The 22,329-nt window shown below is 68.7% G+C and carries 24 protein-coding genes; 10 read left to right on the top strand and 14 right to left on the bottom strand.

Going from position 1 to position 22,329, the window contains the following annotated elements; translation table 11 throughout:
• The first annotated feature begins 5 nt into the window (after window positions 1-5).
• The 4 genes from rlmN to pdxY all read left to right on the top strand — a co-directional run bounded on the left by rlmN (window position 6) and on the right by pdxY (window position 3,055).
• Window positions 6-1,124, top strand: a complete 1,119-nt coding sequence (gene rlmN, locus ACFYRH_RS19725) for a 23S rRNA (adenine(2503)-C(2))-methyltransferase RlmN (RefSeq protein ID WP_387776774.1) — start codon at window positions 6-8, stop codon at window positions 1,122-1,124.
• Window positions 1,124-1,639, top strand: a complete 516-nt coding sequence (locus ACFYRH_RS19720; RefSeq protein ID WP_387776771.1) for a DivIVA domain-containing protein — start codon at window positions 1,124-1,126, stop codon at window positions 1,637-1,639. The genes rlmN and ACFYRH_RS19720 overlap by 1 nt, the downstream gene beginning before the upstream one ends.
• A gap of 66 nt (window positions 1,640-1,705) precedes the next feature.
• Window positions 1,706-2,161, top strand: coding sequence for a GNAT family N-acetyltransferase (locus tag ACFYRH_RS19715; RefSeq protein WP_387776767.1), 456 nt, complete (start codon window positions 1,706-1,708; stop codon window positions 2,159-2,161).
• Window positions 2,162-2,203: 42 nt separating this feature from the next.
• Window positions 2,204-3,055, top strand: coding sequence for a pyridoxal kinase PdxY (gene pdxY / locus ACFYRH_RS19710; protein ID WP_387776764.1), 852 nt, complete (start codon window positions 2,204-2,206; stop codon window positions 3,053-3,055).
• A 9-nt stretch (window positions 3,056-3,064) separates the two neighbouring features.
• On the opposite strand, the gene ACFYRH_RS19705 is transcribed toward pdxY, so the two are convergent.
• Entirely contained in the window at window positions 3,065-4,153 is a 1,089-nt protein-coding gene (locus ACFYRH_RS19705; RefSeq protein ID WP_387778301.1) for an LOG family protein, read from the bottom strand.
• 62 nt (window positions 4,154-4,215) lie between these two features.
• On the opposite strand from ACFYRH_RS19705, the gene ACFYRH_RS19700 reads away from it, so the two are divergent.
• On the top strand, window positions 4,216-5,514 hold the full coding sequence (locus ACFYRH_RS19700) for an aspartate aminotransferase family protein (protein WP_387776761.1): 1,299 nt from the start codon (window positions 4,216-4,218) through the stop codon (window positions 5,512-5,514).
• Here ACFYRH_RS19700 and ACFYRH_RS19695 read toward each other — a convergent pair.
• Window positions 5,498-6,955, bottom strand: coding sequence for an FAD-dependent monooxygenase (locus ACFYRH_RS19695; protein WP_387776758.1), 1,458 nt, complete (start codon window positions 6,953-6,955; stop codon window positions 5,498-5,500). The two genes, ACFYRH_RS19700 and ACFYRH_RS19695, sit on opposite strands and share 17 nt — an antisense overlap.
• Before the next feature lie 93 nt (window positions 6,956-7,048).
• On the opposite strand from ACFYRH_RS19695, the gene ACFYRH_RS19690 reads away from it, so the two are divergent.
• Window positions 7,049-7,702 (top strand): TetR/AcrR family transcriptional regulator C-terminal domain-containing protein, encoded by a 654-nt coding sequence (locus ACFYRH_RS19690; protein WP_387776755.1) that lies wholly within the window; start codon window positions 7,049-7,051, stop codon window positions 7,700-7,702.
• 57 nt (window positions 7,703-7,759) lie between these two features.
• Here the strand turns inward: ACFYRH_RS19690 and ACFYRH_RS19685 are convergent, their stop codons facing one another.
• The 7 genes from ACFYRH_RS19685 to ACFYRH_RS19655 form a co-directional block, all read right to left on the bottom strand.
• Entirely contained in the window at window positions 7,760-8,197 is a 438-nt protein-coding gene (locus ACFYRH_RS19685; protein ID WP_387776752.1) for a hypothetical protein, read from the bottom strand.
• A 13-nt stretch (window positions 8,198-8,210) separates the two neighbouring features.
• Window positions 8,211-8,663: a hypothetical protein gene (locus ACFYRH_RS19680; protein WP_387776749.1), complete on the bottom strand. Its 453-nt coding sequence runs from the start codon at window positions 8,661-8,663 to the stop codon at window positions 8,211-8,213.
• A 119-nt stretch (window positions 8,664-8,782) separates the two neighbouring features.
• Window positions 8,783-9,664 carry an amino acid ABC transporter permease gene (locus ACFYRH_RS19675; RefSeq protein ID WP_387776746.1) on the bottom strand — a complete coding sequence of 294 codons (882 nt, stop codon included), beginning with the start codon at window positions 9,662-9,664 and terminating at the stop codon, window positions 8,783-8,785.
• Complete coding sequence (locus ACFYRH_RS19670) at window positions 9,664-10,311, bottom strand: amino acid ABC transporter permease (RefSeq protein ID WP_387776743.1); 648 nt, start codon at window positions 10,309-10,311, stop codon at window positions 9,664-9,666. The genes ACFYRH_RS19675 and ACFYRH_RS19670 overlap by 1 nt, the downstream gene beginning before the upstream one ends.
• A gap of 74 nt (window positions 10,312-10,385) precedes the next feature.
• The gene (locus ACFYRH_RS19665) at window positions 10,386-11,312 is read right to left on the bottom strand and encodes a glutamate ABC transporter substrate-binding protein (RefSeq protein WP_387776740.1); all 927 of its coding nucleotides are present in this window, start codon (window positions 11,310-11,312) and stop codon (window positions 10,386-10,388) included.
• 83 nt (window positions 11,313-11,395) lie between these two features.
• Entirely contained in the window at window positions 11,396-12,157 is a 762-nt protein-coding gene (locus ACFYRH_RS19660; RefSeq protein WP_387776737.1) for an amino acid ABC transporter ATP-binding protein, read from the bottom strand.
• Between the two features lie 218 nt (window positions 12,158-12,375).
• Window positions 12,376-13,899, bottom strand: a complete 1,524-nt coding sequence (locus ACFYRH_RS19655; RefSeq protein WP_387776734.1) for an amidohydrolase family protein — start codon at window positions 13,897-13,899, stop codon at window positions 12,376-12,378.
• A gap of 101 nt (window positions 13,900-14,000) precedes the next feature.
• Here ACFYRH_RS19655 and miaB point away from each other — a divergent pair, with 101 nt between their 5' ends.
• Both miaB and ACFYRH_RS19645 read left to right on the top strand, forming a co-directional pair.
• Complete coding sequence (gene miaB, locus ACFYRH_RS19650; RefSeq protein ID WP_387776731.1) at window positions 14,001-15,488, top strand: tRNA (N6-isopentenyl adenosine(37)-C2)-methylthiotransferase MiaB; 1,488 nt, start codon at window positions 14,001-14,003, stop codon at window positions 15,486-15,488.
• Window positions 15,485-16,165, top strand: a complete 681-nt coding sequence (locus tag ACFYRH_RS19645; protein WP_387776728.1) for a phosphotransferase — start codon at window positions 15,485-15,487, stop codon at window positions 16,163-16,165. The genes miaB and ACFYRH_RS19645 overlap by 4 nt, the downstream gene beginning before the upstream one ends.
• Here ACFYRH_RS19645 and ACFYRH_RS19640 read toward each other — a convergent pair.
• From ACFYRH_RS19640 to ACFYRH_RS19620, 5 genes are all read right to left on the bottom strand, one after another.
• A complete protein-coding gene (locus tag ACFYRH_RS19640; protein WP_387776725.1) occupies window positions 16,162-17,994 on the bottom strand; it encodes a LamG-like jellyroll fold domain-containing protein in 1,833 nt (610 codons plus the stop codon). The genes ACFYRH_RS19645 and ACFYRH_RS19640 overlap by 4 nt on opposite strands.
• Window positions 17,995-18,064: 70 nt before the next feature.
• On the bottom strand, window positions 18,065-18,520 hold the full coding sequence (locus tag ACFYRH_RS19635; protein WP_387776722.1) for an NUDIX domain-containing protein: 456 nt from the start codon (window positions 18,518-18,520) through the stop codon (window positions 18,065-18,067).
• A gap of 195 nt (window positions 18,521-18,715) precedes the next feature.
• Window positions 18,716-19,312: a GNAT family N-acetyltransferase gene (locus tag ACFYRH_RS19630; protein WP_387776719.1), complete on the bottom strand. Its 597-nt coding sequence runs from the start codon at window positions 19,310-19,312 to the stop codon at window positions 18,716-18,718.
• Window positions 19,313-20,094: 782 nt separating this feature from the next.
• Window positions 20,095-20,340 carry an antitoxin gene (locus ACFYRH_RS19625; protein ID WP_387776716.1) on the bottom strand — a complete coding sequence of 82 codons (246 nt, stop codon included), beginning with the start codon at window positions 20,338-20,340 and terminating at the stop codon, window positions 20,095-20,097.
• 136 nt (window positions 20,341-20,476) lie between these two features.
• Entirely contained in the window at window positions 20,477-20,734 is a 258-nt protein-coding gene (locus ACFYRH_RS19620) for a hypothetical protein (protein ID WP_387776713.1), read from the bottom strand.
• A 122-nt stretch (window positions 20,735-20,856) separates the two neighbouring features.
• On the opposite strand from ACFYRH_RS19620, the gene miaA reads away from it, so the two are divergent.
• On the top strand, window positions 20,857-21,834 hold the full coding sequence (miaA, locus tag ACFYRH_RS19615; protein ID WP_387776710.1) for a tRNA (adenosine(37)-N6)-dimethylallyltransferase MiaA: 978 nt from the start codon (window positions 20,857-20,859) through the stop codon (window positions 21,832-21,834).
• Complete coding sequence (locus ACFYRH_RS19610) at window positions 21,821-22,324, top strand: SigE family RNA polymerase sigma factor (protein ID WP_387776707.1); 504 nt, start codon at window positions 21,821-21,823, stop codon at window positions 22,322-22,324. Before miaA ends, ACFYRH_RS19610 begins: the two co-directional genes overlap by 14 nt.
• The last annotated feature ends 5 nt before the right edge of the window (window positions 22,325-22,329 follow it).

Genomic DNA, 22,329 nt, shown 5'->3' with positions numbered 1-22,329 from the left:
CGGTTATGACTACTTCCCTTCCCCTCGTGTTCGATGAGCCGCGCCGCGCCAAGAAGCCACCGCGGCACCTCGCCGATCTCACCGGGGAGGAGCGGCGTACGGCGGTCACGGCGCTGGGCGAGCCCGCGTTCCGGGCCAAGCAGCTGTCCAACCATTACTTCTCCCGGCTGGTGTCCGACCCGGCCGAGATGACCGACCTGCCGGCCGCGACCCGCGACAAGCTCGTCGGCGAGCTGATGCCGCCGCTGCTGACCCGCGTCCGCGACCTGGAGTGCGACAACGGGCAGACCCGGAAGACGCTCTGGAAGCTGCTCGACGGCTCGCTCGTGGAGTCCGTCCTGATGCGTTACCCGGGCCGCGCCACGATGTGCGTGTCCTCGCAGGCCGGCTGCGGGATGGCGTGCCCGTTCTGCGCGACCGGCCAGGGCGGCCTGACCCGGAACATGACGACCGCCGAGATCGTCGAGCAGGTCGTCGACGGGGCGCGGGCGCTGGCCCGCGGCGAGATCGCCGGCGGCCCCGGCCGGGTCTCGAACATCGTGTTCATGGGCATGGGCGAGCCGATGGCCAACTACAAGGCCGTGATGGGCGCGGTACGCCGGTTCACGGACCCGTCGCCGGAGGGCCTGGGGATCTCGGCCCGCGGCGTGACCGTGTCGACGGTCGGCCTGGTGCCGCGGATCAACCAGCTCGCGACCGAGGGCATCCCGGTCACGCTCGCGCTGTCGCTGCACGCGCCGGACGACGAGCTGCGCGACGAGCTGGTGCCGATCAACAACCGCTGGAAGGTCGACGAGGTGCTGGACGCGGCCTGGGGGTACGCGCAGCAGACCAAGCGCCGGGTGTCGATCGAGTACGCGATGATCCGGGACATCAACGACCACGCCTGGCGGGCCGACCTGCTGGCCGAGAAGCTGACCTCGCGCGGCGACTGGGGCTGGGTGCACGTCAACCTGATCCCGCTGAACCCGACGCCCGGCTCGAAGTGGACCGCCTCCGACCCGGCCGACGAGCGCGAGTTCGTGCGCCGGCTCGAGGCAGGCGGCGTACCGACGACCGTCCGCGACACCCGCGGTCAGGAGATCGACGGCGCCTGCGGACAGCTCGCCGCGTCCGAGTCCTGATGCTGAAGCCCGCCTTCACCGTGCGCCGGATCGGCCGGCGGTACGACCGCGGGCAGGTCGATGCGCTGGTCGAGCGCCTGATGGCCACGGTCGAGCGCCGGTCGACGGCTCCGGCCGTGACCGTCGACGACCTCCGCGACGCGGCGTTCAGTACGCCGTTGTTCGGCGCGGGCTACCTGGTCGACGAAGTCGACGCCTTCCTGATGGATGCGGAGCGGTGGCTGCCGGATCGTCCGCTCGCGGCACCCGCGCCGGTCGTGGGGGAGCAGTTCGCGCGTACTGCGCCGCGCTTCACTACGGTCCGGTTGCGCGAGGGGTACGACATGACGGAGGTCGATGGCTTCGTCGACCGGGTGATGGCGACCGTGAACGGGCTTCCGGTGGAGCGGCCCGTGACGGCCCAGGAGATCCGGCGGGTCCAGTTCAGCCCGGTCCGGCTGAGCGAGGGGTATGACGTGGAGCAGGTGGACGCGTTCCTGGACACGGCCGAGGGATGGCTCAGCGGGTCTCGGTGAGGACCTTCGCCGGGGCTTCGGGCTGGAGAACGCACGCTAACCCGCCCCACCGACACACTGGTCAGCATGCACGTTCGCAGCTACCAGCAGACCGACCGCCAAGCAGTCCTCGCCCTTGCCCCGCGCCTCGCGGAAGGCGTCGCGCCATGGCGACCACCCGAACAGGTCCTGGCGGCAGTCACCGGCTGGGTGGAAGAGGCGGTGTATCGCGTGACCGAACCGGACCGCTTGATGCTCGTCGCCGAGGAAGACGGCGTGGTGACGGGCTTCGTGTCCGCTGAGCAGCGCCCGCACTGGTCGGGGGAGCAGGAGATGTACGTCGGTGAGCTCGTGGTCTCGGCGGAGCACGAGGGCCACGGCGTCGGGCGCGCACTCGTCGATGCGGTGGCCGATCACGCTCAGCGACTCGGCCTGCTAGTGGTCACGCTCGAGACTGGTGCCGGCAACACGGCCGCGCGTGCGTTCTACGGGCGGCTCGGGTTTGTGGAGGAGGATGTGAAGCTGACCAAGCTGCTCGGTTGACCGGGGCGGTGGCTGGTGACGGGGCAGTGGGATGATCGCTGGGTGAAGATTCTCTCGATTCAGTCGGCGGTGGCTTACGGTCACGTGGGTAATTCGGCAGCTGTGTTTCCGCTTCAGCGCATCGGGGTTGAGGTGCTGCCGGTGTACACGGTGAACTTCTCGAACCACACGGGGTACGGGGCGTGGCGGGGGCCGCTGATCAGTCCGGACGACGTCCGAGAGGTTCTGCTGGGGATCGAGGAGCGCGGCGTCCTGCCGCAGATCGACGTGGTGCTGTCCGGATACCAGGGCGGCGAGGGGATCGCCGACGTGATCCTGGAGACGGTGCAGCGCGTCAAGGCGGCCAACCCGGCCGCGGTGTACTCCTGCGACCCGGTGATGGGGAACGCGAAGTCCGGGTGCTTCGTCGCGCCCGCCATCCCGGTGCTGCTGCGTGACCGGGTGGTGCCGGCGGCCGACATCATCACGCCGAACCAGTTCGAGCTGGGGTTCCTGACCGGCACCGAGCCGGACACGCTGGAGTCCACGCTGGAGTCGGTGAAGCTGGTCCGCGCGACCGGTCCGAGCACGGTGCTCGTCACCAGCGTCGAGCGTCCGGACCGCGAGGACGGCACGATCGAGATGCTGGCGGTCGACGACAGCGGTGCGTGGCTCGTGCAGACGCCGTACATCCCGATGAAGGCGAACGGGTCGGGTGACGTGACCGCAGCGCTGTTCACCGCGCACTACCGCCGTACGGGCGACCTCGCGGACGCGCTCGCGCGGACGACGTCCAGCGTGTTCGACCTGCTCACCCGCACCCACGAGTCGGGCCGGCGTGAGCTCCAGCTCGTCGAGTCGCAGGACGCCTACGCCAACCCGCAGATGCAGTTCACGCCGCAGCGCGTCGCCTGACCAGCCTGATCAGCTCACCAGCTCGGCAGCCTCGTCGATGGTGTCGACGAGGCTGATCGACGTGCGCATCGGGCGGTCCGCGGCGAGGGACTGGAGGAGCGGCCACACGGGGAGCTTCTCGGTCCAGTGGGCGACGTCGACCAGGATGAGCGGGATCTGGGTGGCGGCGTCGCCGTAGTAGTTCGGGGTGACGGCCTGGAAGACCTCCTGGACGGTGCCGGCGGCGCCGGGGAGGTAGATGATGCCGCCGCGCGCCCGGCTGAGCAGGACGTCCTCGCGCTGCGCGTTCGAGAAGTACTTCGCGATCGCGGACGCGAACACGTTCGGCGGCTCGTGACCGTAGAACCACGTTGGGATCGACACGCCGCCGTCACCGGGGAACGCCCGCCGTACGTCGAGACCCGCACCGGCCCACGCGGCGATCGACGGCCGGAAAGACGGTACCGCGCTCAGCGCCGCCAGCGCGGTGTCGACGGCGCCATCGTCGTACGACGCCAGCGTCGCGCCGAGGTTGGCGGCCTCCATCGCGCCGGGACCGCCGCCGGTGACGACCACGCGGTCACGGCGAGCGAGCGTCCGCCCGAGGAGGGCCGCGGAGCGGTAGTTCGCGTCACCCCGCAGTACGCCGTGACCGCCCATCACCCCGACCCACGGCTTGTCGTCGGGCAGTTCGGTGAGCGCGTCGGCGATCGCGTGGTCGTGGAGGGCCGCTGCGAGGGTCCGGCTGGTGTCGCCCTTCACGTCGTGCTGCCGGGACCAGGCGTAGATCCGGGCGTCCGGCGTGGCGTCGTACCCGTGCTCGAGGCCGGCGTACAGCTCGTCGGCGTCGTACAGCCGCCCGCGGTACGCGTCGAACGGCAACGCCGGGATCGCCGGGAAGACCAGCCCGCCGCCGTCCCGGACCCAGACGTCGGCCTTCTCCTCCAGCAGGCAGCCGAGGAACACCGAGCCCATCGGGCTCAGCCCCAGGAGTTCCGCCGTCCGCCCGGTCAGGTCGACCGACTGGATCCGCCAGCCGGCCATCGCGGTGGCGCCCGCGGCGAGTACTCGGTCGAACTGCTCCAGGGACTCGATGTCCACATGCGGAATGCTCGGCATCGTCACGGAGAGCACCCTAGCTGCGATGGACGTGCACTATCAGTTGAGGTAATGGTTGGACCATGACACAGCGGACACATGCGGAGCTCTGGGAGCGTCACAAGGCCGTCATGCCGGCTTGGCTCGCGTTGTACTACGAGGAGCCGATCGAGATCGTGCAGGGTTCCGGCCGCCGGGTCACCGACGGTGAGGGGAACACGTACCTGGACTTCTTCGCCGGCATCCTGACCAACGCGATCGGGTACGACATCGCGGAGATCTCCGACGCGGTCCGCGAGCAGCTCGGGTCCGGCATCGCGCACACCTCGACGGTGTACCTGATCCGGAAGCAGATCGAACTGGCCGAGCAGATCGCCGAGCTGTCCGGGATCCCGGACGCGAAGGTCTTCTTCGCGAACTCCGGAACCGAGGCGAACGAGACGGCCCTGCTGCTCGCCACCCAGAACCGCCGCTCCAACCAGGTGCTGGCGATGCGCAACTCGTACCACGGCCGTGCGTTCGGCACCGTGGCCATCACCGGCAACCGCGGCTGGTCCGCGAGCAGCCTGTCCCCGGTGAACGTGCAGTACCTGCAGGGCGCGTACCGGTACCGCAGCCCGTTCAAGGACCTGCCCGACGCGGAGTACGTCAAGGTCTGCGTCGACGACCTGCGCAACGTCATCGAGACCACGACGGCCGGGGACGTGGCGTGCCTGATCGCGGAGCCGATCCAGGGCGTCGGCGGGTTCTCCTCGCCGCCCGACGGCCTGTACGCCGCGTTCAAGGAGGTCCTGGACGAGTACGGGATCCTCTTCATCTCCGACGAAGTACAGACCGGGTGGGGACGGACCGGTGAGCACTTCTGGGGGATCCAGGCGCACGGCGTCGTACCGGATGCGATGACGTTCGCGAAGGGGCTCGGCAACGGGTTCGCGATCGGTGGTGTGGTGGCGCGTGGCGACCTGATGGACAGCATCAAGGCGAACTCGCTGTCGACGTTCGGCGGCAACCCGATCTCCACCAGCGCGGCGAAGGCGACGATCGACTACCTGCTCGACAAGGACCTGCAGGCGAACGCGGCCAAGCGCGGCGCGCAGCTCGTCGACGGTCTGCGTGGTATCTCCGACGAGTTCCCCGAGCTGGGCGACGTCCGCGGCAAGGGCCTGATGCTGGCGGCCGAGATCGTGAAGCCGGACGACAACAGCCCCGACCCGGCCGCCACCGCCCAGCTCCAGCAGGAGACCAAGAACCGCGGCCTGCTGGTCGGCAAGGGCGGTCTCTACGGCAACGTCCTCCGGATGGCCCCGCCGATGACGCTCACCGAGGAGGAGGCCGGCGAGGCGCTGGAGATCATCCGCGACTCCTTCAACACCCTGCGCTGAACCAGGTGGTCATCGCGTCGTCCAGACCTTCGGTGGAGAGCTCGTCCGTGGCCCAGGCGACGTAGCCGTCCGGGCGGATGAGCAGTGCGCTCGGTACGGCGATGTCGCCGACCTCGGGCACGGTCCAGCTCGCGCCGGCGCAGTGCGCCTGAATGTGGTCGATGCGGTCGCTCGACGGTAGTGCGCTGCCGTGGAGCGTCAAGAGAACGGGGCGCCCGCGATGGAGCAGCTGATGGACGCGGGTGGCTTCACCGGCGACGGTGAGGTCCGCGTCCGGAACGCGGCGTCCGGTCAGTACGTGATCGCCCTTGACGTCGTACTGGACGTCGAGGGCGGTGATCATCAAGCCGAGCCGCCGCCGTACGTCGTCGATCTCCAACAGCCCGCTGAAGGTGTCGCGCAGCGCGTCCACATGCGGGCCAGGACGTGAGAGGGCGCTCTGTGCGCGGGTGTTGTGCAGCACGCGGGCAGCGACCGGGTACCGCTCGGTCTGGTAGCTGTCCAGCAGTTCGCTCGACGCGTCGCCTCGTACGACGGACGCGAGTTTCCACCCGAGATTGACCGCGTCCTGTACGCCGAGGTTCAGCCCCTGACCGCCCGCGGGGAAGTGGATGTGGGCGGCGTCCCCGGCGAGGAGCACCCGGCCGTCGCGGTACCGGTCGGCCTGCCGTGCCGCGTCGCCGTACTGCGAGACCCACCGCGGACTGTGCATCCCGTAGTCGGTCCCCGCGACCTCGCGGAACGACTCGCGGAAGTCCTCGAACGTCGGCTCGCTCGCCCGATCGACCACGCGGTCGTAGCGCTGCACCATCATCCGGTACCAGCCCGGCTGGAACTGGAGCACCGAATAGTCGCCCGGACCGCTGCGTCGCCCGAAGACCGTGCCGGCGGGCGGCTCGGCGAGCTCGGCGTCGGCGAGCATCCCGGTCATCGTCGCGTCGGTGCCGTCGAACCCGATGCCGGCCAGTCTGCGGACCGTACTGCGTCCGCCGTCGCACCCGACCAGGTACGAGCAGCGGATCACGCCGCCGTCCGTGCCGCCGACCTCGACCTCGACGCCGGCGTCGTCCTGGCGGAACCCGCGCACCGGCGCGGACCACCGCACGACGGTGCCGAGGTCGATCGCGTACGCCTCGAGTTCGCGTTCGATCACGGCCTGCACGATGCCGAGCGTGTACGGGAAGCGGGTCGGGAAGTCGCTGAAGTCCATCGGCACGCCGCCGAAGTGGCCCGCCTGGATCTGCCGGCCGTGCGGCAGCAGGCGGTCCATCAGTCCGCGCTGGTCGAAGATCTCCATCGTGCGGGCGTGAATGCCGCCCGCCCGTGACTCACCCGTCCGCGCGGGCAGCGCGTCCAGCACGAGGACGTCGATCCCGGCCAGGCGCAGCTCGGCGGCCAGCATCAGACCGGTCGGCCCGGCGCCGGCGATCACTACATCCATGAGAACAACTCCCTAACATCGTTCGATTTTCTTTAACGATGTTAAGGAGAGCAAAACGTTGTTAAGCTTGTCAAGGACGAACAGGAGAACGACGTGAAGCTCGATGCCAGGACCATCGCCACCGCGGCGCTGCCGCTGCTCGACGACGGCGGGGTCGACGGCCTGACCATGCGCAAGGTGGCGGGGGCCCTCGGCGTCCAGGCGCCGGCGCTCTACTGGCACGTCAAGAACAAGCGCGAGCTGCTCGACGCGATGGCGCGCGTGTTGTTCGTCAACGCCGTTGACGGAGTGGAAGCGCCCCGGCGCGGAACGGACTGGCAGGACTGGCTGGTCGAGCTGGCGGGGCGGCTGCGCGCGAGCCTGCTGCGGTACCGCGACGGCGCCCGCGTGCTCGCCGGCACCAACGTCAGCGACGAGTCGATGTGGCGGGTGACCGAGCTGACGCTGCGCACGCTGGAGGACGCCGGGTTCTCGGCGCGCGACGTCACCCGGGTGTTTCCGATCCTGCTGCACTACACGATCGGCTACGTCATCGAGGAGCAGGCGCAGACCGGCGTCGACTACCCTGACGGCAATCCGTACCAACCGGACCAGGTCCGGCAGTCGGTCGACGCCGAGCGCTATCCCTTGACGTCGCGAATGGTCGTTGACGTCTTCGCCTCGGATCCCGACGCCGAGTTCGAGCACGGTCTGCGCGTTATCCTGGCGGGCGTGCGCACGACGTACGACATCCGCCCGGGGACCTGAGAAGGCCCCTCCTCGGTCGAGGAGAGGCCGTCGGTCAGGGTTCTGGACGGGGCGCGATCAGAGTGGACGGAAGGACGCGCTCTCGGTCAGATCGAGCGGGGCTGCGTGCAACAGGATGGTCGCCGTCGTGGTGGCCCGCTTCGGTCCTGAGGTCACGGTTGTCGGAATCGAGCAGCCGTCGACCTCCTCCTTGACCGTGTCCACGGTCCCGCCGTTGGTCGCGGACCGCAGACGCCACCAGTTGGCCAGCACCGGGCACGTCAACGGCTTCGCGGTGACGTAGTGGATCCGGTGGTTGTCGAGGCTGGTGCTGTCGTACTGGGTGTCGCAGACCTGGAACTTCTGTCGGCCGCTCTCCGGCACCTCGAACGTGAAGCAGAGCTTGCCGACGTACCGCTCGTCGGCCGCGGCGGGCAACGCGGTGACCGTGACCATCGTGGCCACCGTGGCAGCCGCGGTGAGCATCACGGCTGTTCTGATCAGAGCTGTGGGCATGCCGATCTCCTTCTCAGGCCGGGGGATAGCCGTAGCGCCAGGACCAGACGTCGGAGTGGATCACTCCGGCGATGTTCGCCAGATCGCCGTACGCACGGAACCTGGTGCAGGTCTTCGGCAGGATCGTCCACGGCGTGTCGAAGGGGCCGGTACCGCTCTCGGCCTTGTTGTAGAGGAGCTTCCTGGGAGTGCCCTCGATGCAGTAGAGACGAAGGTTCAGATGGGCCCATCTGCCGTTGCACACGGCAGGTGTCTCGAGCCAGGCGTTGGCCCAGGAACCGGTCTGGTCGGAGTCGTACCAGACGCGCATCACGGGCTCGGCGGCGCACGGCATCGGGAGGGCGGCTGCCGGAGCCACCGCCGGGCCGGTGCCGAGGCTGAAGACGACGACGGCCAGTGCGGCAACGAGCCCGGCGACGCGTGGCCGACGTGTCGGCCGGGCCGGTGAAGATGTCAGAGACGGCATCCTGGGCTCCTCCGCTGGGTGGTGGTGCCTGCAGAATCCCAGCCCGTGATTACCGTGCGTTCACCGCGCTATACCAGTTGTGACAAGGCCTCCTCTCACAGGTGAGAGGAGGCCTTCGATCAGATCTTGGCGCCGGGGTCGAGGCCAGAGGCGGCGTCCGGCGCCTCGGTCATCGGTGGCGGGGCTCCGGTGACCTTGCGGCGGCGGCGCGAGCGGCCCTCGAGGTAGCGGGCGAGCAGCGAGAGCAGCGAGCACAGCCCGATGTAGATGACCGCGATCACGATGTACGTCGGGATGTACGGGAACCCGTAGGTCAGGCGGCCACCCATCTGGCGTCCGACGTACAGCAGCTCCTCGTAGGTGATGATGAAGCCGAGCGCGGTGTCCTTCAGCAGCACGACGAGCTGGCTGACGATCGCCGGCAGCATCGAGCTGATGGCCTGGGGCAACAGCACCAGCCGGACCACCTGGTTCTTCCGCAGGCCGATCGCGTACGCCGCCTCGCGCTGACCCTTCGGTACGGCGGCGATGCCGGCCCGGAAGATCTCGGCCAGCACCGAGCCGTTGTACAGCGTCAGACCGAAGACGACCGCCCAGAACGGGCCCAGCCCGAGCTGGAACTGGATGTTGCCGTAGTAGAAGAAGAACATCAGGATCAGCAGCGGGATCGCCCGGAACAGCTCGACGATCAGCGTCGCCGGGGTGCGCAGCCAGGCGTGGTCACTGATCCGTGCGGCCGCGAAGACAGCGCCGAACAGCAGCGCGAACACCGCCGCGAGGCCGGCGGCCTTCAAGGTATTGACCAGACCGTGCAGCAGCTGATTCTGGATCGCCGTGTACTGGAACTGCCGCCAGAGCCGGCTCTCGAACTGGCCGTTGACGTACATCCGGTGGATCAGCCAGGCGATCGCGCCGGCCAGCACCACCAGGACCACGACGTTGAGGATCCGGTTGCGGACCTTCGCGCGGGGTCCGGGGGACTCGTACAGAACAGAGCTCATCAGGCCACCGCCGTCCGTCGTTCGGCCCATCGTTGCAGGAAGATCAGCGGCACGATCAGGATCAGGAACCCGATCGCGATCCAGGTCAGCGTGAGCAGCTGGTTCTCACCGCGCTCGGACATCGCGGCCGGGATCGAGCCGGCCTCGGCGACCGAGAAGCCGGCCGCGATCGTGGTGTTCTTCAGCAACGCGATCAGCACGCTCATCAGCGGCGGGATGATCGCCCGGAAGGCCTGCGGCAGGACGACGATCGTGAGCACCTGCACGAACGACATGCCGACCGCGCGGGCCGCCTCGGACTGGCCCGGCGAGATCGTGTTCACACCGGCCCGGACCACCTCGCAGATGAAGGCCGAGGTGTAGATCGTCAAAGCGCCGACGCCGGTCCAGAACGGGTTCGGCAGCGCGAGGTGCATCTTGGCCGCGCCGAAGAACAGGAACGCGAAGACCAGCGTGAGCGGGGTGTTCCGCAGGATGTTGACGTAGCCGGTGCCGATGCCGCGCAGGGCCGGCACCGGGGAGACCCGGAACGCTCCCAGCACGGTGCCGAACACCAGGCTGAGCACACCGGACACCACGAACAGCCGGATCGTCAGCCAGAAACCGTCCCGGAACAACGGCCAGTTGTCGGTAAGGACCGAGAACATCGCGACCTTCCTCTTGCCTACAGGTACACAGCCCGGCCGCGGCGCCCGTCAGGACGCCGCGGCCGGCTGATGGATCAGTACTTCTCGAGCGGCGGCGGCGTCGAGTCGGAACCCGACTTGCCGAGCGTCTCGTCGTAGATCGCCTTCCAGGTGCCGTCGGAGGCGGACTTCTCCAGGATGGTGTTCACCTGGGTGCGCAGCGCCTTGTCGGCCAGCGGCAGGCCGATGCCGTACTTCTCGGTGCTGAACGGCTTGCCGACCACCCGCAGCTCGTCGGGCGCGGTGGCGGCGTAACCCTTGAGGATCGCGTCGTCGGTGGTGACGGTGTCGACCTTCTTGTCCAGCAGCTGGGAGACGCACTCCGAGTAGGTCTTGAACTCGGAGATGTTGCTCGCCTCGGTCAGCTGCTCGTCCTTGACCCGCTGGATCGGGGTCGAGCCGGTCGCCGAGCAGACCTTCTTGCCCTTGAGAGCGGTCTTGCCGGCGTCCATCGAGGTGTCGTCCTTGCGGACCAGCAGGTCCTGGCCGGCGATGAAGTACGGACCGGCGAACGAGACCTGCTTCTTGCGCTTGTCGGTGATCGAGTAGGTGCCGACGTAGTAGTCGATCTCACCGCCGGAGATGGCCGTCTCGCGGTTCGCGGACGGGATCTCCTTGTACTGGATCTTGTCCGGGTCCAGTCCGAGGCCGGCCGACACCATCCGGGCCACCTCGATGTCGAACCCGCAGCGCTTGCCGTCGGCGTCCTTGTAGCCGAGGTTCGGCTGGTCGGCCTTGACACCGACGATCAGGTTGCCGCGGGACTGCGCCTTGGTGAAGGTCGTGCTGCCGGCCACGGCGACACCGCTCGCGGTGTCGAACTTGTGCAGGTCGCCGCACGAGTCCGAGGCGCCGCCGCCACCGTTACCACCGCCGGCGGCGGGCTCGTCCTTGCCACAGGCGCCGGCGGTCAGCGCGAGCGCCGCGACGCCGAAGACGGCGACGAGGTTGCGCATTCTCATGATCAGGTTCCCCTTCGTTGGTTACTACAGCTACGCGCGGGTACAGCCGCGGGCGGACAGTACGGGCGGTCAGTACAGGCGGGTCAGTGCTTGAGGATCTTGCCGAGGAAGTCCTGGGCCCGCCGGGAGGTCGGGTTGGTGAAGAACGTCTCCGGGTCGGACTGCTCGACGATCTCGCCGTCGGCCATGAACACCACCCGGTTCGCCGCGGTCCGGGCGAAGCCCATCTCGTGGGTCACCACGACCATCGTCATCCCCTGCTTGGCCAGGTCGATCATCACCTCGAGGACCTCCTGGATCATCTCCGGGTCGAGCGCCGAGGTGGGCTCGTCGAAGAGGATCACCTTCGGGTCCATGGCCAGCGCCCGCGCGATCGCCACCCGCTGCTGCTGGCCACCGGACAGCTGCGCCGGGTACTTCTCGGCCTGGCTGGCCACCCCGACCCGCTCCAGCAGTTCCATCGCCCGCTTCTCGGCCTGCTTGGCATCGGCCTTGCGGACCTTGGTCGGTCCGAGCGTGACGTTCTGCAGGATCGTCTTGTGCGCGAACAGGTTGAACGACTGGAACACCATGCCGACGTCGGAGCGCAGCTTGGCCAGCGCCTTGCCCTCGCTGGGCAGCGGCTGGCCGTCGAGCGTGATGCTGCCGGAGTCGATCGGCTCCAGCCGGTTGATCGCGCGGCAGAGCGTCGACTTACCGGACCCGGACGGCCCGATCACCACAACGACCTCGCCCTGGTCGATGGACAGGTTGATGTCCTTCAGGACGTGCAGCTCGCCGAAATGTTTGTTGACGCCGGACAGCGCCACCAGCCCGGTTTTCGTCAGGGTGCCGGAATCGCTCATGGCCAGAACCTACTGGAGCCGGGGGTGAGGCCGCAGGCCCGGGTGGTTCCACGGTGGTAACGATCTGCAATAAACCGGAGCGCGTTGTAGTGGGACGATCACGGATCGCTCATCGTTGTTCGTTTCTGAGCGACCTGCCGGGTCAGGTGACGATTCCGTACTCGCGATCGTCCAGCACGTCGCTCCGGGCGGGAGCCTCGCACCGGACCCAGCTTTGCTCAGCGGCGCGGCTTGGTGCCGCAACAGCCACCGGCGGCAATGGACGCCGCGGTCGGCGGTTCCTTGACGGCGGCCTCGACGCCGGCCAGCAGTTTCTGGCGGTCAGCGGAGGAGATGACCCGGCCGCGGGTGACCACGGTGTGGATCTTGCGGCTGTTGCGGATGTCGGTCAGCGGGTCCGCGTCCAGGACGACCAGGTCCGCGATCTTGCGGGGCTCCACCGAGCCGAGATCCGCCGACATCCCGAGGAACTCGGCCGGCTCGGCGGTGGCGGCGTACAGGGCCTGGCGTGGGGTGGCGCCGGCGCCGACCAGGTGCTCGAGTTCGTCGTGCAGTGCGAAGCCCGGGACGGAGTACGGCGTACCCGTGTCGGTGCCGGCCATCAGCGGTACGTCGTGCGCGATCAGCTCCCGCACGAACCGCTGGCGCCACGCCCACATCTCGTGCTGGTGTGAGATCTCCTCGGCGCCGCGGTTCGCGGCGTACAGGTTCTGGATCACGTAGTCGTAGGTGCCGATCGAGTCCTCACTCATGTACTTCGCCAGGTTCGGGTCGAGGCGGGTGTAGTCGACCTGGTCGAGGACGTTGTGCATCGTCAGCGTCGGCGTGACCCGGGTGTTGTTACGGCGCAGCGTCCCGAACACGTCGGCGGCGCGGGACGGGCTGTACGTGTTCGCGGCGATCCACTCGATCGGGTGCAGTTGCCGGAACCACGAGTTGTAGTCGCCGTTCGCCACCTTGATCGCGAGCACCAGCCGCCGTACCTCGGCCTCGCGGGTCGAGACCGCCAGGCCGAGCGAGTGGATGTGCTCGATGCTGCGCTGGCCGGCCTGACTGACCTCCTTGGAGGTCACCTCATCGGGGCCATGGCCGTGGACGGTCAGCCCGACCTTCCGTGCTTCGTCGATGACCGCGAGCCAGGCGGTCCGGCTGAGGCGCGAGTAGACCTTCACGAAGTCGGCGCCTTCGCCCTTCACCCGGCGTACGGCGGCCCGCGCGGCGTCGGCGTCGTCGACCACGATGACCTGGATCAGATTCGGGTCCCAGAGGGTCGGGTCGCCGTCGATGATGTTGCTCGCGACGACCATCCGGGGACCGAGCAGACTCCCGGCCGCGGTCCGGTCGCGCCAGTCGTAGAGCATCGGGTTGGTGCCGGCCATCTCGCGGACCGTGGTGAGGCCGTTCGCGAGGTACAGCGGCGGCGAGACGCGCTCGTCGCCGAGGCTGTGGACATGCATGTCGGCGAGACCCGGGATCACGTACTTCCCGGCCAGGTCGATCTCGACGGCACCCCGGGGCACCGGGAGCCGGCCGACCCCGATGATCCGCTCACCACCGATCAGCACGGTCTGGTGCCGATCCCGGCGCCCGCTCGCGACATCGATGACGGTGACGTTGGTGAGCGCGGTGATCCTGGTCGGTCTGACGAGCGCCGAGGCGGAGGTCGCAGTAAAGGAGCCTCCCGCGAGGACGGCGGCACCGGCGGCGCCCCGGGCAAGAAACTGACGACGAGAACTGTTCATGCCTCTCACTATTGTCGCCGAGTGCCCGCCGGTCAGGGGTACCAGCCAGCCGGTCCCCGGTAGGGATATGTCCACCCCGGCACGTACTCTTGGTGGCTGTCATGCGTACTTATGAGGTCCGCACCTACGGGTGCCAGATGAACGTCCACGACTCCGAGCGCCTGCGCGGGCTGCTGGAGGACGCGGGGTATGTCCGTGCGCCCGAGGGCGACGAGGCCGATGTCGTCGTCTTCAACACCTGCGCGGTCCGGGAGAACGCCGACAACAAGCTGTACGGCAACCTCGGTCACCTGGCGCCGGTGAAGGCGCGCAAGCCCGGCATGCAGATCGCCGTCGGTGGGTGCCTGGCGCAGAAGGACAAGGCGTCGATCACCAAGAAGGCGCCGTGGGTCGACGTGGTGTTCGGGACGCACAACATCGGGTCGCTGCCGGCGCTGCTGGAGCGGTCCCGGGTCGAGCAGGAGTCGCAGGTCGAGATCCTCGAGGCGCTCGAGGTGTTCCCGTCGACGCTGCCGACCCGCCGCGAATCGCCGTACTCCGCCTGGGTCTCGGTGAGCGTCGGCTGCAACAACACCTGCACGTTCTGCATCGTGCCGGCGCTGCGCGGCCGCGAGAAGGACCGCCGTCCGGGCGAGATCCTGTCCGAGGTCGAGGCGCTGGTCGGCGAGGGCGTGCTCGAGGTGACCCTGCTCGGCCAGAACGTGAACTCGTACGGCGTCGAGTTCGGCGACCGCTACGCGTTCTCGAAGCTGCTCCGCGCCTGTGGCGGGATCGACGGCCTGGAGCGGGTTCGGTTCACCTCGCCGCACCCGCGGGACTTCACCGCGGACGTGATCGAGGCGATGGCCGAGACGCCGAACGTGATGCCCTCGCTGCACATGCCGCTGCAGTCCGGGTCGGACGCCGTACTGAAGGCGATGCGGCGCTCGTACCGGCGGGACCGCTACCTCAAGATCATCGAAGACGTGCGCGCGGCGATGCCGGACGCGGCGATCACCACCGACATCATCGTCGGGTTCCCGGGGGAGACCGAGGAAGACTTCCAGGGGACCCTCGACGTGGTCCGGCAGGCGCGGTTCGCGGGCGCGTTCACGTTCCAGTACTCGAAGCGTCCCGGGACACCGGCCGAGTCGATGGAGAACCAGGTCCCGCGGGACGTCGTCCAGGATCGGTACGAGCGGCTGGTCGCGCTCCAGGACGACATGGCCTGGGCGGAGAACAAGTTGATCGTCGGCAGGTCGGTGGAGGTGCTCGTCGCCGAGGGGGAGGGGCGCAAGGACGCCGCCACCCACCGGCTCAGCGGTCGCGCGCGGGACAACCGGCTCGTGCACTTCGCCTTGCCGGAGGGCGTGGAGACGCCGCGACCCGGCGACATCGTCACGGTCGAGGTCACCTACGCCGCACCGCACCACCTGAACGCGGACGTCTTCGGCGAGGTACGCCGTACCCGCGCCGGCGACGCCTGGCAGCGCGGTCAGGAGACGCCGGACTCGAGCGGTCCCGGGGTCGTGCCCGGAGTCATGCTTGGTATGCCGACCGTCGGCGCCCAGCCGATCGCGCCGGCCGTCGGCGGCTGCCAGATCGGATGACCGGCCTGTCCGCACTGCTTCCCCCGGGAGCAGAACCGTTTGCCGCCGGCCGGGACGCCGACGTCTACGCGATCGACGACGATTGGGTACTGCGCCGGTACCGCGACGGTCACCCGGTGCGTGACGAGGCGGACTACATGCGCCACGTCGCGAAGTACGACTATCCGGTTCCGGCGGTCGGGGAGATCAGCGGTGCGGACATGGTCATGCAGCGCATCGCCGGCCCGACGATCGGCGAAGCGGGGATCGCCGGTGACCTCAGCCCTGCCGAGCTGGGACGGATCCAGGCCGACCTGCATCACCGCCTGCACGCGATCCCCGCGCCCAGCGGCACGCCCGGCCTGACCGTCGTGCACGGAGACCTGCACCCGTTCAACGTGATCGCGGCGCCGGACGGACCGATGGTCATCGACTGGCGCAACGCCGAGGAAGGCCCCGCCGAGTTCGACGTCGCGATGACCGCGGTCATCCTCGCGCAGGTCGCCCTCGACCCCGAGTGGGGTGAACTGTCCGGCTTTCTCCGCGAGTCGCTGGCGTCGTACCTCGCCCACTCGATCGACCCGCTGCCGGGCCTCCCCGGCGCACTACGGGCCCGCGGCAACAATCCGACCCTGACGCCCGCCGAGCTCGCCCTGCTCCCTGCGCAGGACGAGCTGATCCGCAGCCTGCTGGCCTAGGCGTTCAGGAACTGGGACGGCTTCAGCGCGCGGGTGACGATCCGCAGTTCGCCGATGTTGCCGGCGAAGGCCTGGTCGACGGTGTTGGCGTAGTGGCCGGCGCCGACCAGCCACGGCTTGCCCGCGGTCGCCAGGCCGTTCGACGGGGTCGCCGGATTGCGGAGGAGTTCCGAGGAGTCGACGTACACGATGCTGTGTCTCCCGTCGTTGACGATCGCCAGGTGGAACCACTCGCCGGCGCGCTGCTCGTGGCCCCAGTTCGTGAAGGTGTCGTTCTTGTCCAGCGGGTACACCGCCCACTGCACCTGCAGACCGCCGGAGAACCCGAGCTTGACCGCCGGCTCGTCCGGGTCGCTGCCCGTCTTGCCCGCGTCGCGTCCGGTGCCGAGGCGGGTGAACAGACCCTCCCACGAGTGGTCCTGCCCGTCGTCGGCGAGCTTCACGAACGCCTCGATCGTGTACCCCTTGGTGAACGTCATCGCGTTCAGCGGCGCGTTGTCCACGGTCTTCAGGTATCCGCCGCGCGCCGGGTTCTTCCCACCCGGGAACAGCCAGCTGGCGTGCCCGGGCTGATCCGGGTGGTACTCCGTCGACGCGGTCGGCAGGTCGTTGCTCAGCTGCACCCGCGTCAGGTCGTTCCCCTGTCCCGACTGGTCGACCACCTTGTCGCCGACCGGCCCGTCGAAGCGCCAGTACGCCGCCGTACCCGGGATCACCATCTGCTGCGCCGGGCGCGCCGGACGCACCGGCTCCGGCGCGAACCCGGCGAACCGGGACGCGAAGTCGATCGGGATGCCGAACCGGTTGGTGTCGTCGCTCAGCTCGAGCTCGACCTCCGCGAGCTCGTTGCGCTTCGCCGGGTCCTGCTCGAGGATCCACGGCGCGATCGTCTCGACGTCGATCGTGTTCCGCGCGAGGTCGAAGTGGTAGAGGCGGACCATGCCCGAGCCGCCGTAGTACCGGTCCTGGTAGTTGGTGATGTGCAGGTGCACGTCGTGGCCGGCGGAGTTCTTGCGGGTGACCCGGCCAGGCGGCCAGTAGTGCCCGTTCAGTGTGAGGAAGATCTGGTCGTTGTCCTTGACCAGCTGGTCCCAGACGCGGTTGCCGTGGTCGCTGAAGTACGCGACCGGGTTGCCGTGGTCGGCGTTCACCAGCTCGTGGATGGTGAGGATCACCGGCATCTTCGGGTGCGCCGCGATGACCGCGCGGGCCCACGCGAAGCTCGCGTCCGACGGCCGCCAGTCCATTGCCAGCAGCAACCACTGACGCCCGGCGGCGCGAAACACGTGGTAGGAGTTGTAGCCGTTCGCCGTCGACCCGCCGTACGTCGGCATCCAGCGGAACCGCTGCGGCCCGAAGGTCTCCAGGTACGGCGACGGGCCGCGGGTGTCGTCCTTCGAGCCGTCGATGTCGTGGTTGCCGGCCAGGACGGAGTACGGGAAGCGGGCGCGGTCGAGGATCTTGAAGACCGGGTCGACCTGCGCGAACTCCATCGCGAGCGCGTTCTCCACCACGTCGCCGAGGTGCGCGATGAACACGATGTTCTCGGCGCCGCGCTGGTCGATCAGGTACTGGAAGGTCGCGGTGAGCGGCGCGGCGTCACCCCGGTCCTGATCGAACTGGTACTGCGTGTCCGGCACCACCGCGAGTGTGAACCGCGGATGCTCCGTGTCGATCCTTCCGGCCTTGGCTCCAGTCGTCCCGTTTGTCCCGTTCGATCCCGCCGCTGTGGCGGTGCCCGCGCTCAGGGCGCCTGATGCGGCGACCGCACCCGCGCCCAGTGCCCCCAACAGCCGTCGCCGGCTCGTTCCGTCGTACTGCTCGTCCATCGACCCACGCTCCCAAGCTCGCTGACACCGCAGCGAACACTAGAGCGCAGCACCCCAAGGGACGGTGAACTCACGCAAAACCCTGGTCGATCACCGCGGGAAGCCCACCGCCCTCGGCGACCGCCTTGAGCACCCGCGCCTCATGCGGCACCAAGGGCTCCGGCAGCTTGTCCAGCGAGTACCACTCCAGCCCCGCCGCCTTCTCCGGCTCCATCAACCGCGGCTCACCCCGCCACGTCGACGCCAGGAAGAAGAAATCCACCCGCTCGTCGATCGGATCCCCGTTCCCACCCGTCCGATGCATGGCCGTCAACGGAACGAGATCCGCCACGTCGACCTCCAGCCCAACCTCTTCCCGCAACTCCCGCACAGCAGCCTCGACCGCCGCCTCACCCCGCTCGACATGCCCCGCCGGCACCGCCCAGTACCCATCCATGTAGCCGGTGTTGGCCCGCAGCAACAACAACACCTCGTCCCCGCGCCGAACCACCACATAAGCCGCCGGCACCACCCGAAACCGATCCATACCCCGCACCCTAGACATCCCCACCGACACCCCAAAGGCCGCGCCCGCGGCGCGGCTGTCTGCCGGCCACTTTCGGCGGGGTCGCGAGCTGGTGTGGGCGGCGGGGGAGGGTGGTGGGGAGTGCTGGCGAAGGCGATCGGGTGGATTGGTCGCGCGGGCGGTGGGCGGTGGGTCCGTGGTGATGGTGGAGGTGACCTAGGCCTTTGTCTTGGGGACGGCTTTGGTCATTACGCAGTGGTTCTTGCCCTTCGGGCGGTTGTAGGTGAAGCCTGCTTGTTCGAAGAGGGAGCGGGTGCCGTTGTAGAGGAAGGACGCGCTGACTTTCTGGCCGGCGGTGTCTTGGGGATAGGCCTCGACGACTCCGCCGCCGGACTGGGCGATCAGGTCCAGGGCGCCGCGGAGAGCGACCGCTGAGACGCCTTGGCGGCGGTAGTGGCGGTCGGTGAAGAAGCAGGTGAGGCGGTAGTCGGGCGGCCCGTCCATCCCGGCCTCGTACTCCTTGCGGTGGTAGATGTTCGGCAGTTCGACCGGCGAGCCGTACTCCAGCCACCCGACCGCGAGTTCCCCGTCGAACACCAGCGCCGCGTGGGCGCGTCCTTCCATCACCAGCCGGTGCTTGAGGTCCCGGTTGTTCCCGGCGTCGAACGTCTTCTGGTTGTGCATGGTCTGGAACCACGTGCACCAGCACCCGCCCCACACCCCGTTGTGCCGCTCCGCGAGCGCCTCGAACGCATCCCAGGTCTCCGGCGCAAGCGCCCGTACCGTCAGCTCTTCGACCGCCACCTTGGCCATAGCCCGAGCGTACGACGCCTTCCGGACGATCTCCGTCCGGAAAGTCAGACCGTGCACGCCGCGCCCGGGACGGCGTGCCCGTGCCGCGCCAGCGGTGGCGCCGACCCCAAACCCGAGGCCTACCGCCAACCCGCGCCCAGCGCAGCCAACTGAGCACCCCCGCCGAGGACTTCGGACAAGCAATAGCTTGTCCGAAGTCAGCGGCGCCTATCCACGCGCCGCCGCGGCGCCGCGGGCGAGCCTCGCGTCGGCGCTCTTCGGAACTTGTTCCGCAGTAGGTGACGAAAATGCTCCGGAAACCACGAGGGCGCGCACCGGTCGGCGAGTCGTGGGTTGTGGTGGGCGAAATGGGACCCGGAGTTACGACTCGGCGGATGGGTGAGCGCCTCGTGCACGACTCGGTGGATCGGGCCGATGGTCGTCGTACGGCGATCGGTGGTCGCGAACGCGGACTCGATCGGGACGCGCCGTAGACGGGGTAGGCGCCGTGCGAGTGACGTCCGCGTGGAGCGCGCCGTAGTACGCGGCTATCCGCCCGGACTGGGCACCCCCGCCGAGGACTTCGGACAGGCAATAGCTTGTCCGAAGTCCTCGGCGACTATTCACGGTCCGCCGCAGCGCCGCGGGCGCGCCTCGCGCCGGCGCTCTTCGGAACTTGTTCCGCAGTAGGTGACGAAAATGCTCCGGAAACCACGAGGGCGCGCACCGCCGCAGGCGCTCGGGGGTGGGTGGACAGGGGGAAGGGCCCGCAAGCGTTGCTTGCGGGCCCTTCGGGGACTTGATCAGGCGGTCTGGTTCGGCGCGTCCGGGATGTCGTCGTTCTGGCCGTCCAGGTTGTCCAACCCTTCCTTGGCCTTCTCGACGCCGGAGTCGATCTTGTCGCCGTACTTGCCGCCCGTCTTCTCGTCGACGAAGTCACCGGCCTTGTCCAGGCCCTCGCCGACCTTGTCGCCGTGGCCGTCGACCAGGTCGGTGGCCTTGTCCTTCAGGTTCTCGGCCGTGTCCTTGAACTTGTCGAAGATGCCCATCTCGGGGGGCTCCCATTCCTGCGTAGTTAGATGCTTACAGACAGCTAGCGGTGATCTTCGCATCTGCAACGCCGGAACTGTGGGATCTCCGCGAGCGCCGTGCCCAACCGGTGCCGGGTGGGCGCCGGACCGTGGATCAGACGCCGTCGCCCTTGGGCTCCGACTCGACGTCGCCGCCGCTGTCCGTCGTGTTTCCGCCGGACTCGACGTCGCCGCCGGACTCCACATCGCCACCGGACTCGACGTCCCCACCGCTGAACTCGACGTCACCGCCGCTCTTCTTCAGCTCGACGTCCCCACCGCTGCGCTTGGCAGCCGCCAGGTCGTCGGCCTCGTCCCCCAGGCCGAGTGCGTCCTTGGCCGCGTCCGACTCTTCCTCGAACGGATTCGTCACTTGGGTTCCTCCCGTAGACATGTTGCGAACTCCAAGGTTCCTACCGAACTTTTCGGGTCATCCACAAGGCTGGTACAGACCTCTTGGCGAAGTCTTCAGAACCGAGCTGCCAGACTGGAGCGATGCCTGCTCCACTCGTCGTCGCGGTCGTCGGCCCCACCGCGGCCGGGAAGTCCGACCTGGCCGTTGCCCTCTCGCAGCATCTGGGTGGTGAGGTGGTGAACGCCGACGCCATGCAGGTGTACCGCGGCATGGACATCGGTACGGCGAAGATCAGTGCGGCCGAGCGCTCCGGCGTACCCCATCATCTGCTCGACATCCTCGATGTCACCGAGACCGCGACCGTCGCGGAGTTCCAGGAGCTGGCGCGGGCGGCGATCGACGACTGCATTGCTCGGCAGAAGGTCCCCGTCCTGGCCGGCGGCTCGGCGTTGTACGTCCGCGCGATCCTCGACGACTTCGTCTTCCCGGGCACCGATCCCGAGGTCCGCGCCCGGCTCGAGGCCGAGCTCGAGGCGAAGGGCTCCGGCGCTCTGCATGCCGAGCTGGCCGCGATCGACCCGAAGGCCGCCGAGCAGATCCTGCCGAGCAACGGCCGCCGGATCGTCCGCGCGCTCGAGGTCGTCGAGATCACCGGCGGCCCGTACGTCGCGACGCTGCCGGAGCACCGCTACGTCTACCCGGGCGCGATCCAGCTCGGTCTCGACGTACCGCGGCCGGAGCTGGACGAGCGGATCGACCGCCGGGTGGACCGGATGTTCGACGCCGGATTCGTCGCCGAGGTGCGAGGTCTGCTGAACAAGGGTTTGATTGAGGGCAGGACGGCCAACCGCGCACTCGGGTACTCACAGGTGATCGCGTTGCTGAACGGTGAGATCGACGAAACGGCGGCCCGGGAGCGGACCGCACAGGCCACGCGCCGGTTCGCGCGCCGGCAGGACTCGTGGTTCCGTAAGGACCAACGGATCACCTGGCTCCGCTACGACGCCCCCGATCTGGTGGCGCAGGCACTTCAGGTGATAGCCCAGGGCAACCGCGAGGGCCTCGGCGGCGTAGGTGAGGTAGAAGAAGGCCTGGGGGCCGTCGATGCGAGGGGGTGACCGTGAGGCCGAGTTCCGTGAGTACCTGCTCGCGGACCGCACAAGGCTGATGAGGACGGCCTTGCTGCTCACCGCCGGGGACCTGCACACCGCCGAAGATCTGGTCCAGACCGCCTGTACCAGGGTGTACGTGCACTGGCACCGGATCAAGCACGAGGGCGCCGGGCCGTACGCGCACCGCATCCTGGTCAACGCCTTCCTCGACGAGCGCCGCCGGGCCGGCCGCCACCCCGAGGTGGTGACCGCCGAGACGCTCGAGCCGAGGCTCGCCGACGAACCGGACCAGGCCGACACGCTCGCGGTCCGGGACGCGTTGCTGGACCTCGCGCCCCGGCAACGGGCGGTGCTGGTACTGCGGTACTTCCAGGACCTCGATGTCGCCACCTGTGCCCGGATCCTGGACTGCACCGAAGGCACCGTGAAGAGCCAGACAGCCAAGGCGCTGAAACGCCTGAAGGAACTGATGACGGAAGAGACGGGGAGTAGCTGAGACGG

Origin of the sequence: Kribbella sp. NPDC004875 (assembly GCF_042873375.1) — a bacterium.
Taxonomy (GTDB): domain Bacteria; phylum Actinomycetota; class Actinomycetes; order Propionibacteriales; family Kribbellaceae; genus Kribbella.
The sequence above is the reverse complement of the archived record's forward strand: the minus strand, read 5'-3'. Positions and strand labels throughout refer to the sequence as shown.

What these genes read in the sequence shown, in the direction of transcription:
- miaA (WP_387776710.1), top strand. Translation starts at nt 20,857, where the DNA reads ATGCCTGCTCCACTCGTCGTCGCGGTCGTCGGCCCCACCGCGGCCGGG.
- ACFYRH_RS19665 (WP_387776740.1), bottom strand. Translation starts at nt 11,312, where the DNA reads ATGAGAATGCGCAACCTCGTCGCCGTCTTCGGCGTCGCGGCGCTCGCG.
- miaB (WP_387776731.1), top strand. Translation starts at nt 14,001, where the DNA reads ATGCGTACTTATGAGGTCCGCACCTACGGGTGCCAGATGAACGTCCAC.
- ACFYRH_RS19680 (WP_387776749.1), bottom strand. Translation starts at nt 8,663, where the DNA reads ATGCCGTCTCTGACATCTTCACCGGCCCGGCCGACACGTCGGCCACGC.
- ACFYRH_RS19640 (WP_387776725.1), bottom strand. Translation starts at nt 17,994, where the DNA reads ATGGACGAGCAGTACGACGGAACGAGCCGGCGACGGCTGTTGGGGGCA.
- ACFYRH_RS19705 (WP_387778301.1), bottom strand. Translation starts at nt 4,153, where the DNA reads ATGCCGAGCATTCCGCATGTGGACATCGAGTCCCTGGAGCAGTTCGAC.
- rlmN (WP_387776774.1), top strand. Translation starts at nt 6, where the DNA reads ATGACTACTTCCCTTCCCCTCGTGTTCGATGAGCCGCGCCGCGCCAAG.
- ACFYRH_RS19715 (WP_387776767.1), top strand. Translation starts at nt 1,706, where the DNA reads ATGCACGTTCGCAGCTACCAGCAGACCGACCGCCAAGCAGTCCTCGCC.
- ACFYRH_RS19655 (WP_387776734.1), bottom strand. Translation starts at nt 13,899, where the DNA reads ATGAACAGTTCTCGTCGTCAGTTTCTTGCCCGGGGCGCCGCCGGTGCC.
- ACFYRH_RS19625 (WP_387776716.1), bottom strand. Translation starts at nt 20,340, where the DNA reads ATGGGCATCTTCGACAAGTTCAAGGACACGGCCGAGAACCTGAAGGAC.
- ACFYRH_RS19685 (WP_387776752.1), bottom strand. Translation starts at nt 8,197, where the DNA reads ATGCCCACAGCTCTGATCAGAACAGCCGTGATGCTCACCGCGGCTGCC.
- ACFYRH_RS19610 (WP_387776707.1), top strand. Translation starts at nt 21,821, where the DNA reads ATGCGAGGGGGTGACCGTGAGGCCGAGTTCCGTGAGTACCTGCTCGCG.
- ACFYRH_RS19720 (WP_387776771.1), top strand. Translation starts at nt 1,124, where the DNA reads ATGCTGAAGCCCGCCTTCACCGTGCGCCGGATCGGCCGGCGGTACGAC.
- ACFYRH_RS19645 (WP_387776728.1), top strand. Translation starts at nt 15,485, where the DNA reads ATGACCGGCCTGTCCGCACTGCTTCCCCCGGGAGCAGAACCGTTTGCC.
- ACFYRH_RS19670 (WP_387776743.1), bottom strand. Translation starts at nt 10,311, where the DNA reads ATGTTCTCGGTCCTTACCGACAACTGGCCGTTGTTCCGGGACGGTTTC.
- ACFYRH_RS19635 (WP_387776722.1), bottom strand. Translation starts at nt 18,520, where the DNA reads ATGGATCGGTTTCGGGTGGTGCCGGCGGCTTATGTGGTGGTTCGGCGC.
- ACFYRH_RS19700 (WP_387776761.1), top strand. Translation starts at nt 4,216, where the DNA reads ATGACACAGCGGACACATGCGGAGCTCTGGGAGCGTCACAAGGCCGTC.
- ACFYRH_RS19695 (WP_387776758.1), bottom strand. Translation starts at nt 6,955, where the DNA reads ATGGATGTAGTGATCGCCGGCGCCGGGCCGACCGGTCTGATGCTGGCC.
- ACFYRH_RS19660 (WP_387776737.1), bottom strand. Translation starts at nt 12,157, where the DNA reads ATGAGCGATTCCGGCACCCTGACGAAAACCGGGCTGGTGGCGCTGTCC.
- ACFYRH_RS19630 (WP_387776719.1), bottom strand. Translation starts at nt 19,312, where the DNA reads ATGGCCAAGGTGGCGGTCGAAGAGCTGACGGTACGGGCGCTTGCGCCG.
- ACFYRH_RS19675 (WP_387776746.1), bottom strand. Translation starts at nt 9,664, where the DNA reads ATGAGCTCTGTTCTGTACGAGTCCCCCGGACCCCGCGCGAAGGTCCGC.